Source organism: Leifsonia sp. McL0618 (genome assembly GCF_049994905.1).
GTDB lineage: Bacteria > Actinomycetota > Actinomycetes > Actinomycetales > Microbacteriaceae > Diaminobutyricibacter.
The window spans coordinates 3,781,752-3,795,701 of record NZ_CP188258.1 but is presented as its reverse complement, the minus strand read 5'-3'; the positions used below and the strand labels follow the sequence as shown (position 1 = coordinate 3,795,701).

The window sequence follows — 13,950 nt, the reverse complement described above, 5'->3', positions numbered from 1 at the left end:
TCAGTCCGCCGCAGGAGCGGGCGCGCCGATCTCGGTGCGCACCGCGAACAACTCGGGAAAGAACGTGAGCTCGAGTGCTTTCTGCAGGAAGCTCGAGCCGGTCGACCCGCCCGTACCGGTCTTCATGCCGATCGTGCGCTGCACGGTCTTGAGATGGCGGAACCGCCAGAGCTGGAAGTTGTCTTCGAGGTCGACGAGTTCTTCGCAGGCCTCGTACTCCGCCCAGTGCTCGGTCGCGTTCTCGTAAATTTCGCGGAAGGTTTCGACGAGTTCCGGGCTGAATCGATGCGCCTGGGTGACGTCGCGGTCGAGCACCGACGTCGGGATGCTGAAGCCCGCGCGGTGCAGGTAACGCAGGAACTCGTCGTAGACGCTCGGCTGCTCGAGCAGGTCGGCGAGCAGTGCGTGGGCCGCGGGGTCGCTCTCGAAGACGCTCAGCATCCGCCGGTTCTTGTTGCCGAGCACGAACTCGACCGCACGGTACTGGTAGGACTGGAAACCGGATGAGTTGCCCAGGAAGCCACGGAACTCGGCGTATTCGGTCGGCGTGAGCGTAGCGAGCACCGACCACTGCTCGGTCAGGGTCTTCTGGATGTGCTTCACCCGCGCGATGCGTTTGAGGGCGATCTGGAGCCGGTCGGCGCGGAGCAGGTCGCGCGCGGACTGCAACTCGTGCAGCACGAGCTTCAGCCAGAGCTCGGTGGTCTGGTGCTGGATGATGAACAGCAGTTCGTCGTGATGCTCCGGCACGCTGACCGGCCGTTGCGCGCTCAGCAGCACATCGAGGTCGAGATAGGAGCCGTAGCTCATCCGCCGGCTGAAGTCGGTGACGATGTCCGGATCGAAGTCCCTGGTGTTGTCGTCGACGGTCACGCCGCTCCTCCTCGCTGAAGCATCCTGTTGCATTATCGCGCCGATCGTCACGTTAATGCAACAACGCCTCAACCAGCGACGAGCGGAGCTATCGCGTCGAGCTCCTCCGCGTGAGCGGACTGCTCGACTTCGAGGTCGTAGCGATTCTGGAGGTTCAGCCAGAAGCGTGGCGTGGTGCCGAACGCACGGGCCAGTCTGAGCGCGGTGTCAGGCGTGATCGACCTGGTTCCGTGGACGATGCTTCCGATGCGCGGGGCGGGAACGTGGATGGCTTTTGCGAGCGCGTATTGGCTCAGTCCAAGGGGCTTGAGGAAGTCCTCGAGCAGGATCTCCCCGGGGTGGATCGGAGGGTGAGCGGTCGTCATTTGTTCCTCCTTCAGTGGTAGTCGACGATAGTAACGCGTCGCGTTAGTATTGTCAAACGTTATCAAACCGCCGCAACCGCGATGTGCCACATCCGTTCACCTTGCGGTAACCATCGGTTGGCACGCGATTCTCCCTCCCTGCCTAGCGTTTCAGTACGCAAGCACCGCACCGTCGTGCAGCGCGCCGAGGCGAGAGGGGACCGGGGGGATGGCAGGCAATAGCCGGCGCCGCTACGACGTCGCCATCGTCGGCGCGGGCATCGTCGGACTCGCTCACGCGGTGGCCGCCCGCCGTCGCGGATTGTCGGTCGTCGTGCTCGACAGGGCCGCAGGGATCCTGGGTGCGTCCATCCGCAACTTCGGCCACCTGTGCCTGACCGGCCAGGACGGCCGCGCCCGCGAATACGCGGAAGAGTCCCGTGAGCGGTGGCTCGCGCTCGCCGCCGAGGCGGGTTTCTGGGTCGGCGAGACCGGCACGGTCGTCGCTGCGCAGAACCCGGAAGAGGCCGCCGTGCTCGACGAGTTCCGCGACCTGCGGGGGCCCGACGACATCGTCATCCTCGACGCCGACGGGGTGCGCGATCGCGTTCCTGTCGCTCCCGGCCGCGTGCGCTCGGGCGCGTGGCTTCCGCGCGACCTCCAGGTCGATCCGCGTGAGGCCGCCGGTGCCATCGCGCGCTGGCTGCGTGACGACGGCGTCGACTTCCACTTCACCACCAGCGCGCTCGGCGTCGACCCCGGTCGCGTCCACACCTCCCGCGGCCCCGTCATCGCCGACACCGTGATCGTCGCGGTCAACCACGACGTCGACCAGCTCTTCCCGGTGCTCGCCGAAGCCCATCGCGTGCAGCGCTGCGGCCTCGACATGCTCCTGGTGGATGCGCAACTCGACGGCCCGCTCACGTCGCCCCTGTTCACCGGCTGGTCGCTCATCCGTTACGCGGGCTTCACCCGCACCGCGTCGGCCGCAGCCCTTCGCTCGCGCCTCGTCGCCGAGCATCCCGACCTGGCCGCCCTCGACCTGAACCAGATGTACACCCAGCGGCCCGACGGCGGACTGATCGTCGGCGACACGCACTACCGCGGCGACGGCATCGACCCGTTCCAGGGCGAGCCCGCGTTCGACGCGCTCCTCTCGCTCGCCCGTGACCTCTTCGGCGTGCGGGAGTTGCGCGTGCGCGAGCGCTGGCAGGGTGTCTACGCCTCGGCCCCCGACGACTTCCTCATCGCTACGCCGCTGCCGGGTGTGCGGGTCGTGTCGGTCACGACCGGCATCGGGATGACGACCGGTCTCGGCCTCGGCGAACGCGTCATCGACGACCTCTACTCCTCGGCGACGACACAAGACCTGGGCGAGCCGACCATCTCGCTCTCCGCACGCTGAAAGCACAGAAAGGCACCACCATGACGAACGACGGGATCCTGACGTCGGAGTTCGACGACGCCGGCACGATCGACGCGGCCGTCGACGCCGCATCCGATGACGCGCTCGACGACGAGTTCGACGAGTTCGATATGACTGACATCGACGAAGCGCGTCGCGAGGACGACGACGACGCGGATGATGACGACGACGTCGACCTCGAACTGGTCGTGCTCGACATGGCCGGCACGACAGTCGTCGACGACGGCCTCGTCGAGAAGGCGTTCGTGCGGGCGGCCGAAGAAGCCGGGATCGGCGAGACGGAAGAGGAACGCGAGAGCGCACTGCAGTACGTGCGCGACACCATGGGCCAGTCGAAGATCGCGGTCTTCCGGTCGCTCACCGGCGACGAAGACCAGGCACAGCACGCGAACGCCGTCTTCGAGAACGCGTATGCGGAGTTCGTCGAGAGAGACGGCGCGACGGCGGTTCCCGGGGCAGAAGACGTGATCGGTCTCCTCCGTGACGCCGGCGTGAAGGTCGCGCTCGCGACCGGCTTCTCGCCGTCGACCACGAAGGCGATCATCGCCGCCCTCGGCTGGGAGGACCTGGTGGATGTCGTGCTCAGCCCCGCCGATGCCGGCCGCGGGCGTCCGTACCCCGACCTCCCGCTCACGGCGCTGCTGCGCACCGGAGCGACGAGTGTGGACTCCATGGTCGTCGTCGGCGACACCGCCTCTGACATGGCCAGCGGCATCGCGGCCGGCGCCGGCCTCGTCGTCGGCGTGCTCACCGGGGCACACAACGAGGCGACGCTGAGCGACGCCGGAGCGGACGCGGTCATCGGCAGTATCGCCGAACTTCCCGCGCTGCTCGGCTTTGACGACTAGGGCGGTCACCCCCCGCGTGCTGGAAGCCCCGTCACGCGCAGGCAAGGGGGTGGGAGTGTTCCCGTCGGCCACCGCGATGGTGTGGACGGGTGAAGGCCATGCGCACGAAGCGGTCGCCGTGCCGGGCGTGCGACTGAGCCCGGGGGATGTGCTGGTCGAGGTCGAACTCGCAACGGTCTGCGGATCGGACGTGCACACCGTGCTCGGCCATCGGAGCGCCCCGACGCCGCTGATCCTCGGCCATGAACAGGTCGGCCGGGTCATAGCACTCGGACAGGGCGGTGCGAAGACCACCGACGGGCACCGGGTGTCGCTCGGCGAGAGGATCGTCTGGTCGGTTTCCGTGCCGTGCGGACGCTGCGTGCGATGCCGGCGGGGACTCGGCCAGAAGTGCATCAACCTGCAGCGGTACGGTCACGAGCGGATGCGTCGGGGCTGGGAACTCTCCGGCGGGTTCGCCACCCACACCCACGTTCTCGCAGGCACCCCCATGGTGGCCGTGCCCGACGACATCCCGGCGACCGTGCTCGCGCCGGCGTCATGCGCGACAGCGACCGTTGCTGCAGCGATCGAAGCGGCGGCGGAGATCACCGCCCTCGATGGCGCGGTCGTCGTGGTGACCGGCGCAGGGATGCTGGGATTGACGGCCACGGCGATGGCGACGGAAGCCGGCGCGCACGTCGTGGTGAGCGATCCGGTCGACGAGCGCCGCGAGACGGCTTTCGCGTTCGGTGCCGAGGCTGTCACCGACCCCCGGATCGCCCCGGATGCCCCGGGCGGCCTCTCGACGGCCATCGCCCGCGCGGGCGGTCGCGGAACCTCCTGCACCGTCGGGCTCGACATGTCGGGTGCGCCTGCTGCTGTGCGAACACTGCTGTCGACAGTGGACGTCGGTGGTGTGGTTGTACTGGTGCGTTCCCTGACGCCGCACACGGACCTCCCGCTCGACCCGGACCAGCTCGTACGGCGGCTGCTCACGGTGCGGGGCGTGCACGACTACGCTCCCCGGCACCTCGAGCAGGCGGCGAAATTCCTGGTCACCGCGAGCTCCCGCTACCCGTTCGCCGAACAGGTGGCGCGCATCCTGCCGCTCGCCCAGGTGGACGAGGCGCTCGCGCTCGCCGCCTCCGGCGTCGGCCCCCGCGTCGCCGTCTCCCCCCGCATGTAGCCGCCCGCCCCGCCCCGCCCCTCGTCGAGCACAGGGAAAAGCACCCCAAACCGCGGATTTGGGGTGCTTTTCCCTGTGGCCGACAGGATGTGTTACGCGGCGGCGACGGCGCGGACGACGTTCGCCCAGGGGTCGTCGAAGCTGACGGAGCGGCCGTCGTCGCGGGCCTCGATGCCGTAGTGGCGCATCCGCTCGCTGAGTTCACCGAGATCGTCGGAGCCGGGCACCCGGATCTCGACCTGCCCGAGACCGAGTGCCAGCGTGCGAGGGCCTGCACCGCGGCTGCTCCACGTGTTCATCGCCATGTGGTGGTGGTACCCGCCGGCGCTCACGAACAGGGCCTGGCTGCCGAGACTTGCGGTCGCCTCGAACCCGAGCCGGTCGACGTAGAAGGCGCGAGCCGACGCGACGTCGCCGACGGCGAGGTGCACGTGCCCGACCGACGCGGTGCCCAGCTGTTCGACCTCCGCGCGGTCGCTCAGGTTCTCGGTGAGGAACTGGTTCGGGTCGAGGTACAGGGTTCCCATCTCGACCTGCCCGTGCACCCAGCTCCACTGCGTCCGGTCGCGGTCCCAGTACAGTTCGACGCCGTTGCCTTCGGGGTCTGTGAAGTAGAACGCCTTGCTCACCAGGTGGTCGGCGCTGCCGGTGAACGTGCCGGGCGCGAGGCGTGCCACCGAGTAGACCGCGGCGGCGAGCGCCTCCTGCGTGTCGAAAAGGATGGCCGTGTGATAGAGCCCTGCATCGTGCGGTGAGGCGTGCTTCAGCCCTGGCGTGTGCTGCAGGATCACGATCGGCGTCGAGCCGCGCCCGAGCACCGCGATGCCGCCCTCCTGGCTGAGCACGCTCAGCGTCGTTCCGTCGCGATAGTAGGCGATCATGCGGTCGAGGTCGGCGACGCGGAGCGTCACCGCTCCCATCGACGTTTCGGCTGCAAGAAGTTCGGTCACGCGGAGAACAACGCTCAAACACCTCTGCATATTTCGCTTCGCCACGCACGACCGGCACCGCCGCCCAGTAAATACCGGCATCGCGACACTGGCTTTTGTCCGGAGCCACTGAGTGGATGCTCATCGCTCCCTAACGTCGGAAAGGTCCATTCACCGAGCACTGGAGGTCCCATGACACAGACGAAGGCGACTGCCAAGACGAAGGCGACCGCCAAGACGAAGGCGACTGCCGACGCGAAGGCCGCTGACGATCCGCAGAGGAATGTCTCCGTCACCTTCTACATCCCGGCCGTCCTTCGCAACCGCACACGCGCGGCGTATCGCGCGACGGCCGACGTCGAGCGCGACACCAGCTGGTCGGACCTGGTTCGCAAGGCCCTTGTCGCAGAAATCGAACGACGCGAGCGGGTACACAACGGCTGCATCGCCTACGACGGAGACGACAGCCCGCTGCCCGCTGGTCGTCCGCAGCGCTGAACCCCACCCGCGACGGCGTCCTCCGTCTCCGGTCCCCAATACGAGAGCAGCGCCTCCTCGACGAGTTCACGCACCGACGAGCCGCTGTCGGCGGCGAGCCCGCGCACGAGATCCAGGATGCGATGGTCCATATGGGTCGACAGCCGGCGAAGCTCGGGAGCGGCCGGGCGTTCCACGATCCGCGCGGCCGTGTCCTCGACCAGGCGGTAGCGGATCAGTCGCTCATTCGCATCCTTCGGGATCGCAACGAGTCCGTCATCCCTCGTCGCGATGATGTCACCGTTCTTGATGGCATCGCGGATGAGCTCGATGGGCTCGGCAGAGAACGCGGCGAAGTCCCGGGCTGTGATGACCTCCGGGAGGTCGTCGAACCGTTCCTGCAGGATCGCGTCCTGGAGGTTCTGCCAGGCGATGGCGTTGTTCGGTTTGTGATCCGTCGCTGTGTTGGACACTGCTTCTCCTGTTTGCACGGGCGGTTACCGTGTCCAAGGCTAGAAAGCGCCGGGGCGGTTCAGCGTTGTCGCCGAGGATCACAGCGTGCGCGGTCGCACAATTCAGTAGTCGGCGCCTATTCGCCTGCGAGACGCTCCAGGAGCTCCCGGTACCGCGCCGCAGTGCGCTCGACGATCGTGTCAGGAAGCTCGGGGGGCGTACCCGACCTGTCCCAGTTCGCGGACAGCCAGTCGCGCACGATCTGCTTGTCGAAGCTTGCCATGCGCTCTGCGGGTGTCGTGCCTGTGGCCCATGCGACAGCATCCCAGTAGCGGCTCGAGTCGCTGGTCAGTACTTCGTCAGCGAGTGTGACGGTGCCGGTGGCCCGGTCGCGGCCGAACTCGAACTTCGTGTCGGCGATGATCACGCCGCGGCCCTCCGCGAGAGCGGCGGCTTCGGTGTAGATGGACAGTGAGAGGTCGCGCAGCCGCGCGGCCGCATCCTCGCCGACCAGTTCGACTGTGCGCTCGAAGGTGATGTTCTCGTCGTGCTGCCCGAGCGGGGCCTTCCACGCCGGCGTGTAGATGGGCTCGGGAAGCCGGTCGCCGTTGGCGAGGCCGGCCGGAAGAACGATCCCGCACACGCTCTGAGTCGCCTGGTATTCGGTCCAGCCGCTGCCGGTGAGGTATCCGCGCACGACGCACTCGATCGGGTACATGTCGAGCGGCTTGACGAGCATGGCGCGGCCGGCCACGGCATCGGGGATGTCGTCGACCACGCGCTCGCCGTCGAGTCGGTGATCGGCGAGGAGGTGGTTCGGCACATCGGAGAGCTGGTCGAACCACCAGAGGCTCAGGGTCGTGAGCAGTTCGCCTTTGCCCGGGATGCCCGGCTCGAGCACGTGATCGAAAGCGCTCACGCGGTCGCTCGCGACGACGAGCACGGCGGTCGCGTCATCCAGGCCGTGCGCCTGCTCAGGCACGTACAGGTCGCGCACCTTGCCGGAGTAGACGTGCGACCAGCCGGGCAGGACGGAGGATGTCGGATTCACGCGACAATGCTATTCGCTCGAAGGGCCGCCGGGCGCGCCCGCTCAGTTGATGCAGGCGCCCTGGGCGTAGGTCTTCGTGGGCGCTGTCGAGCTGGGCGCGGGTGCCGGCGCTGAGGATGAAGCGGATGCGCCACCCGAGGATGCGCTCGACGCGCTCGCCTGCACGCCGTCGGTCCCGAGGACCAGCGTCACCCCGCTCACCGACCCGGTCGCGCTCACGGTCGCGCCCGGTACGTGGGCAGCCAGAGCCTTGGCCGCGGCCTCCATGCCCGACGGGTACTCGACGGTCGTGGTCGCAGTGGTCGTGGTCGTGCCCGGTGTTCCCGTCTTGAAGCCGAGGGCCGCCAGCGTCGCCGTGTTGCTCGCGGCGAGGCCATCCGTCCCACTCCCGTTCAGCACGGTGACGGTGACCGATGACGGTGCGGCCGCCTGGGCGTTGTCGTACGCGCTCGGGTTGCCGATCACACTGTGGATGAACGCCGGCATCGCTGCCGTGTCGACCTGCACGATCGAGACATCGTTCCCGTCGACCGTGATCGTCGGGGTGCCGCTGACCGGGATCGTCGCCGTGCCCAGGTTGTCGGCACTGAGTCCGTGCAGCTGGGTGGCGAGCGCGATCAGGTTGAGGTCGGGGTCGGTCTGGATGGACGAACTGACGGCGTCGAGCACGTTCTGAAGTTTCACCGGGTTGAGCAGGGTGCCAACCGAGAGGATCTGCCGCGCTTCGACGGAGAGGAAGTACTGCTGCCGCACGATGCGGTCGAGGTCGCCGTTCGGCAGTCCGTGCCGCTGGCGCACGAAGGCGAGCGCCTGCTGCGCGTTCAGCGTCGAGACGCCTTTCGGCAGGTTCACGGTGGAGTACGGGTCGTTGACGGCGTTGTTCAGGCACACGTTCACCGGGCCGAGTGCGTTGACCACGTTGTAGAAGCCGAGCATCGAGATGCGGACATAGTGGTCGATGGTGAGGCCGGTGAGGTTCTGGATGGTGCTGATCAGCAGGCGCGCACCGCCGGCATCCCCGCCACCGTTCTCGCTGCCGAACGCGAATGCCGCATTCAGCTTGTTCATGCCGAACCCGGGGATGTTCACCCACGAGTCGCGCGGGAACGAGATGAGCGTGGCCTTCCGGCCGTCGGCCGGCACGTGCAGAACCATCATCGTGTCGGTGTTGGTGCCGCCGCCATCGGCGGTCGTTCCGAGTTGGGCGAGCTGCTGAGCGGTCGCACCTGCGGGCCGGTGGTCGTCGCCGACGAGCAGGATGTTCTGGTCGGTGCCGTCGAGGTCCTTGGCGGGCGCATTCGAGTGGCTGATCGCGTCGACGTGGGTGATCCCGGAGACGAAATGCTGGTAGTTGTACCAGACGTAGCCGCCGGTCGCCACGAGGATGACGACGACCGCCACGACGATCCATCGGAAAATGCGCACACCGAACCGTACGCAGCCTGCCCGAATATCCGCTTGGAAATGCGTGTCCGTTCAGGGGATCATCAGGATGCTCCCGGCCGCGTCGAACCCGGGCCGGAGGTTGTGCGGATGCCGCCGAGCACGTCAGGTGCGGTCGAGCGTGCCCGATCGAACCGGAGCGGGCGCCGCGCCGCGGGTCAGGCGCGCTTGCCGCCGTCGACGGGCAGCACGAGCCCTGTCGTGTAGCTGGATGCGTCGGTCGCCAGCCACAGCACGGCGGCCGCGACCTCGTCGGCCCGGCCCATGCGCCCGAGCGGCACGTATTTTCCGATTCCTGCTCTCACCTCCGGCGGCTGGCTCATCACCGGTCCCGACTCGATCGGCCCAGGTGCGACGGCGTTGGCTCGTATGCCGCGCGCGGCATAGTCGATGGCGGCCGTGCGGGTGAGCCCGACGACCGCGTGTTTCGCAGCCGAATACGCCGACATTCCCGGGGCCCCTCCCGTTCCGGCGCTGGACACGACGTTGACGAGTGCGCCGCCGTCGGGCAGCTCGCGCAGTTCGTTGCGCATCGCGACGGCGACCGCCCGGAAGTTCACCGCGACGATCTCGTCGAACTCGCGAGGGTCGATCTCGGTGAGCGGGGCGGGCCGGTGGCCCCGTCCGACGTTGTTGACGGCGATGTCGATTCCGTAAGCGGATGCGGTGCGTGCGATGGCGGCGGACAGAGCGGCGTCGTCGGTCGCGTCGACGGTCTCGGTCGTGGGGCAGTCGAAGCCGGCTTCGAGCATCCGGTCGCGCAGTTCAGTGAGCGCAGCGCTGTCGCGCGCCGCTGGGACCACGCGGATGCCCGCCTCGCCGAGCGCGAGGCAGATCGCGTTGCCGATCAGCCCGTTCGCACCGAGGACGAAAGCTGTCGTCGTCATGACAGGTCCGCCTCTGTGCGCTGTGCCACTGTGTCGGCGGCCGCGTCGTCATCGTGCGTGGCGCTCTCGCGCCTGACCTCGCGCCGGTCGTTCGGAAGCAGGAAGCCGACCGCGACCAGCCAGAGCAACCCGCCGAAACGGCCGATCGGAAGAAGGAACTGCAGCGGCTCGATCGCCATCGAGAGGAACGAGAGCTCCGACAGCGCCGCGATGACGAGTCCGGTCCAGGCGAGCCACCGCGGCACGAAGCCGAGGATCAGCGAGGGGACCGCGATCCCGGCGATGAGGAGGCCCATTCCGGTCACGAACCCGACGCCGCCGGTGATGAACGTGAAAAAGGTGAGGGCGAGGGCGATGGTCGGGTCGCTGCTCACATCCGGGCGGCTGAGCACGTAGGAGCCGAGCGCCGAGATCATGAGCATGACGGATGCGGTGATGCCGCCGAAGAAGCCGATTCCGGGACCGGGGACGCGCACTCCGAGCCGCAGCAGGCGCGCATACGCGGTCGCCGCGTAGATGCCGAGCGGAACGGCGGACCCGAACTGGATCATCGAGACCACGCGGATGCTCAGCCAGTGTTGCTGCGCGTAGGCGGCCACAGCATCCGCACCCGAGAACGGCGAGATGAACGCCTGGCCGCCGGCGAGGGCGAACCCCACGATGAGTCCGAGCAGGGTGAGTGCTGCCGAGACGATGGCGAGGGCGCCGAGGTGGGGACCGCCGGAACGGGATCGCCGGGGCGGGGTGGTGGGTGCGGTGTCCATGATTCCTCCGAATTAGTTAGACGTAGTAATGGTTACACAGTGTAATTGTTTCGGCAAGGCTGTATTCTGTTCACGTGACCGATCGACCCGCCGCGCCCGCGCAACCGCGAACCGCGCCGCCGCGCACCGCATTCCTGCTCGCGCAGCTCGGGGCGGATGCGGCCGACCGCTTCGCAGAGCGTGTCGCAGCCCTCGGCCTCACCCCGCGCGACGCCGGGGCCATCCGGGTGCTCGGCCGATCACCGGGCATCAGCCAGCGCGAACTCGCGACCAGGCTGGGCACCACCCCGAGCCGGATCGTGCCGCTGCTCGACTCGCTCGAACAGCGGGGGCTCGTCGGGCGCACGCGATCCGAACGCGACCGCCGCAACTACGAGCTCGCGCTGACCTCGACGGGTCAGGCGCTGCTCGCACCGCTGCGTACCATTGCCGAAGCGCACCAGCGCGCGGTGCTCGGGGCGCTCACCGCCGAGGAGCAGGTGCAGCTCGCGGCGCTCCTGTCGAAGCTGTCCGCGGGTGGCGGCCTGCTTCCGGATGCGCACCCCGGGTACGCACGGCAGCCCGGCGACAGCTCGCCGGCGCCTGCGCCTGCCACGACGCCGACCTCCTGAACGTGTTTCGGCCAGCAGACGAGCCCGCCGCGCAGAACGCGTGCGGGAGCGCCCTTCCGCCGCGATGTGCGCGTTCACATTCGCGAATGACAGACTGGGACGCACGACGACGGCGCAGCGGGAGGACCAGAACCACGATGGGTGAGCTCAACTGGGCGGGGAACTACGAATACCGGGCGGCGCGCATCGCCGAACCGAAGTCCCTCGACGAACTGCGTGACGCGGTGAAAGGCGCGAAGGCCGTGCGCGCCCTCGGCAGCCGGCACTCCTTCAATTCGCTGGCCGACTCGGCCGACCTGCTCGTCAGCACTGCAGCACTGCCCCCGGTCATTCGCATCGACGAGGAGAGCCGGACCGTCACGGTCGGCGGCGGCATGCGGTACGGCGACGTCGCGCAGCACCTTCAGGAAGCGGGCTGGGCGCTCCACAACCTTGCGTCCCTTCCCCACATCTCGGTCGCTGGTGCGATCGCCACGGCAACGCACGGCTCGGGCGACCGCAACGGCAACCTCGCCACGGCTGTGCGGGCTCTGCGCATCCTCCGTGCCGACGGCGAACTCGTCGAGCTGCATCGCGGGGAACCCGGCTTCGACGGCGCGGTCGTGTCGCTCGGCGCACTCGGGGTCGTCGTCGAGGTGACGCTCGCTATCGAGCCCAGCTTCGACGCATCCCAGCGCCTGTTCGCCGGTCTCCCGTGGGAGGCGGTCGCGACACAGTTCGACGCGATCACCTCCGCCGCATACTCGGTCAGCCTGTTCACCACGTGGGACGAGCCCACCGTCGCCCTGGCATGGGTGAAAGAGCGGGCGGATGCTCCGAGCGGCCTCGAGGACGACTTCTTCGGTGCGCGCGCGCTCACCGAACCCCGCCACATGATCGAGACCATGGATGTGCGCAACACCACCGAGCAGCTCGGGGTCGCCGGCACGTGGAACGAGCGACTGCCGCATTTCCGGTTCGAGTTCACGCCGAGCAACGGCGAAGAAATCCAGTCCGAATACCTCGTGCCCCGGGCGCGGATCAGCGAAGCCATCGACGCCGTGCGGGGGATCGCAAGTGTCGTGGCCCCGCTGCTGCTGGTCAGCGAGATCCGCACCGTCGCATCCGATGAGCTCTGGCTCAGCTCGTCCTATGCGACCGACGTGGTCGGCCTGCACTTCACCTGGGTGCGCGACCAGCCCGGCGTCGAAGCCGTGCTTCCTGCGCTCGAGCAGGCACTTCTTCCGCTCGGGGCGCGCCCGCACTGGGGCAAGCTGTACCTCGACCGCGACGGGGTCGTGCCGAGCCTGTATCCGCGCCTCGATGACTTCCGTGCGCTCGCGCGCAGCTTCGACCCCGACGGCGTCTTCACGAACGCCTTCCTCGCGCGCTACCTCTAACCGGCGGGTCCGTGGCTGTCAACTCACGGCCTGTGACCGGGGGCTAAGCGACGCGGGCGGCGATGTCGGTGCGGTACTGGCCGCCCTCGAGCTCGATCAGGGAGAGGGCTTCGTAGGCCCGGGCCCGCGCCTCGGCGAACGTCGTGCCGCGCGCGACGACGCTGAGCACCCGGCCGCCCGTCGCGATGAATGACCCCGTCGTCGCGTCATAGGCCGTTGCGGCGTGCGCGATCGTGACCTCGGGAACCGCAGCCGCAGCATCCAGCCCGTGGATGACGCGCCCCGTGATCGGCGTCTCGGGGTAGTTCTCGCTGGCGAGCACGACGGTGACGGCCACATCGAGCGCGAATTCGGGATGCGCGACACCGGCGAGAGCGCCTGTCGCGGCACCGAACAGCAGCTCTGACAGCGGCGTCACGAGTCGCGGCAGCACGACCTGTGTCTCTGGGTCACCGAAGCGGGCGTTGAACTCGATCACCCGAACGCCGCGGTCCGTGACGATGAGGCCGCAGTAGAGCAGCCCGATGAACGGCGTCTGCTCCTTCGCCAGCTGGCGAACGGTCGGCACCGCAATCGTGCGGATCACCTCGTCGACGAACGTCTCCGGGAGCCACGGCAGGGGTGAGTACGCGCCCATTCCGCCCGTGTTCGGGCCCGCGTCGCCGTCGAGCAGGCGCTTGTAGTCCTGGGCCGGCGAAAGCGGGAGCACGTTGTGCCCGTCGCTGATCAGGAACAGCGAGACCTCCTGGCCGGCGAGGAACTCCTCGACCAGTACCGAACCGTGCTCCAGCCAGTAGGACGCGTGGCCGATGGCCGCCTCGCGGTCCTCGCTGACGAGCACGCCCTTGCCGGCGGCGAGACCGTCTGCCTTCACGACGTACGGGGGTCCGAACGCGTCGAGGGCTTCCTCCACTTCGAGCAGGGTCGCGGCACGCACCGCGCGGCCGGTGGGCACGCCGGCCTCGTCCATGATGCGTTTGGCGAAGGTCTTGGAACCCTCGAGCTGTGCCGCCGCCTTGCCCGGGCCGAAGACCGGGATGCCGCGGGTGCGCAGTCCGTCTGCGACGCCGGCGACCAGCGGTGCCTCCGGACCGATCACGACCAGTTCGATGTTCTCCTCGATGGCGAAGTTGGCGACGACCTGCGCATCCAGCTGATCGAGCGCGATGACTGTCACATCCCGTGCGATCCCGGCGTTGCCGGGCGCCGCGATGATCTCGTGCCCGGCGTCTTCGCTGAGGAGAGCGGTGATGATGGCGTGCTCGCGAGCACCGGATCCGAGAACGAGAATTTTCAC

Annotated in this window: 15 protein-coding genes; 6 read left to right on the top strand and 9 right to left on the bottom strand. The window is 68.4% G+C overall.

Going from position 1 to position 13,950, the window contains the following annotated elements:
• Both kynA and ACPPVQ_RS18255 read right to left on the bottom strand, forming a co-directional pair.
• A complete protein-coding gene (kynA, locus tag ACPPVQ_RS18260; protein WP_426516551.1) occupies nt 1-873 on the bottom strand; it encodes a tryptophan 2,3-dioxygenase in 873 nt (290 codons plus the stop codon).
• A 68-nt stretch (nt 874-941) separates the two neighbouring features.
• Nucleotides 942-1,238 (bottom strand): HigA family addiction module antitoxin, encoded by a 297-nt coding sequence (locus ACPPVQ_RS18255; protein WP_426516549.1) that lies wholly within the window; start codon nt 1,236-1,238, stop codon nt 942-944.
• Nucleotides 1,239-1,446: 208 nt separating this feature from the next.
• Here ACPPVQ_RS18255 and ACPPVQ_RS18250 point away from each other — a divergent pair, with 208 nt between their 5' ends.
• The 3 genes from ACPPVQ_RS18250 to ACPPVQ_RS18240 are packed head-to-tail and all read left to right on the top strand — an operon-like array spanning nt 1,447 to nt 4,659.
• Complete coding sequence (locus ACPPVQ_RS18250) at nt 1,447-2,622, top strand: TIGR03364 family FAD-dependent oxidoreductase (protein WP_426516547.1); 1,176 nt, start codon at nt 1,447-1,449, stop codon at nt 2,620-2,622.
• A 20-nt stretch (nt 2,623-2,642) separates the two neighbouring features.
• Nucleotides 2,643-3,491 carry a phosphonatase-like hydrolase gene (locus ACPPVQ_RS18245; RefSeq protein WP_426516546.1) on the top strand — a complete coding sequence of 283 codons (849 nt, stop codon included), beginning with the start codon at nt 2,643-2,645 and terminating at the stop codon, nt 3,489-3,491.
• 55 nt (nt 3,492-3,546) lie between these two features.
• Entirely contained in the window at nt 3,547-4,659 is a 1,113-nt protein-coding gene (locus ACPPVQ_RS18240; protein WP_426516544.1) for a zinc-binding dehydrogenase, read from the top strand.
• A gap of 92 nt (nt 4,660-4,751) precedes the next feature.
• On the opposite strand, the gene ACPPVQ_RS18235 is transcribed toward ACPPVQ_RS18240, so the two are convergent.
• Nucleotides 4,752-5,579 (bottom strand): VOC family protein, encoded by an 828-nt coding sequence (locus ACPPVQ_RS18235; protein WP_426521321.1) that lies wholly within the window; start codon nt 5,577-5,579, stop codon nt 4,752-4,754.
• A 201-nt stretch (nt 5,580-5,780) separates the two neighbouring features.
• On the opposite strand from ACPPVQ_RS18235, the gene ACPPVQ_RS18230 reads away from it, so the two are divergent.
• Entirely contained in the window at nt 5,781-6,086 is a 306-nt protein-coding gene (locus tag ACPPVQ_RS18230) for a ParB family protein (RefSeq protein ID WP_426516542.1), read from the top strand.
• On the opposite strand, the gene ACPPVQ_RS18225 is transcribed toward ACPPVQ_RS18230, so the two are convergent.
• From ACPPVQ_RS18225 to ACPPVQ_RS18205, 5 genes are all read right to left on the bottom strand, one after another.
• Nucleotides 6,038-6,538 carry a hypothetical protein gene (locus ACPPVQ_RS18225; protein WP_426516540.1) on the bottom strand — a complete coding sequence of 167 codons (501 nt, stop codon included), beginning with the start codon at nt 6,536-6,538 and terminating at the stop codon, nt 6,038-6,040. The two genes, ACPPVQ_RS18230 and ACPPVQ_RS18225, sit on opposite strands and share 49 nt — an antisense overlap.
• A 116-nt stretch (nt 6,539-6,654) precedes the next feature.
• On the bottom strand, nt 6,655-7,569 hold the full coding sequence (locus ACPPVQ_RS18220; protein WP_426516538.1) for a phosphoribosylaminoimidazolesuccinocarboxamide synthase: 915 nt from the start codon (nt 7,567-7,569) through the stop codon (nt 6,655-6,657).
• A gap of 42 nt (nt 7,570-7,611) precedes the next feature.
• Nucleotides 7,612-8,994: an LCP family protein gene (locus ACPPVQ_RS18215; RefSeq protein ID WP_426516536.1), complete on the bottom strand. Its 1,383-nt coding sequence runs from the start codon at nt 8,992-8,994 to the stop codon at nt 7,612-7,614.
• Between the two features lie 176 nt (nt 8,995-9,170).
• Nucleotides 9,171-9,899, bottom strand: coding sequence for an SDR family NAD(P)-dependent oxidoreductase (locus ACPPVQ_RS18210; protein WP_426516534.1), 729 nt, complete (start codon nt 9,897-9,899; stop codon nt 9,171-9,173).
• Entirely contained in the window at nt 9,896-10,663 is a 768-nt protein-coding gene (locus tag ACPPVQ_RS18205; protein ID WP_426516533.1) for a hypothetical protein, read from the bottom strand. The genes ACPPVQ_RS18210 and ACPPVQ_RS18205 overlap by 4 nt, the downstream gene beginning before the upstream one ends.
• 74 nt (nt 10,664-10,737) lie before the next feature.
• Here ACPPVQ_RS18205 and ACPPVQ_RS18200 point away from each other — a divergent pair, with 74 nt between their 5' ends.
• Nucleotides 10,738-11,274 carry a MarR family winged helix-turn-helix transcriptional regulator gene (locus ACPPVQ_RS18200; protein WP_426516532.1) on the top strand — a complete coding sequence of 179 codons (537 nt, stop codon included), beginning with the start codon at nt 10,738-10,740 and terminating at the stop codon, nt 11,272-11,274.
• Between the two features lie 137 nt (nt 11,275-11,411).
• The gene (locus ACPPVQ_RS18195; RefSeq protein ID WP_426521319.1) at nt 11,412-12,653 is read left to right on the top strand and encodes an FAD-binding protein; all 1,242 of its coding nucleotides are present in this window, start codon (nt 11,412-11,414) and stop codon (nt 12,651-12,653) included.
• A 43-nt stretch (nt 12,654-12,696) separates the two neighbouring features.
• Here the strand turns inward: ACPPVQ_RS18195 and purD are convergent, their stop codons facing one another.
• Entirely contained in the window at nt 12,697-13,950 is a 1,254-nt protein-coding gene (gene purD / locus ACPPVQ_RS18190) for a phosphoribosylamine--glycine ligase (RefSeq protein WP_426516531.1), read from the bottom strand.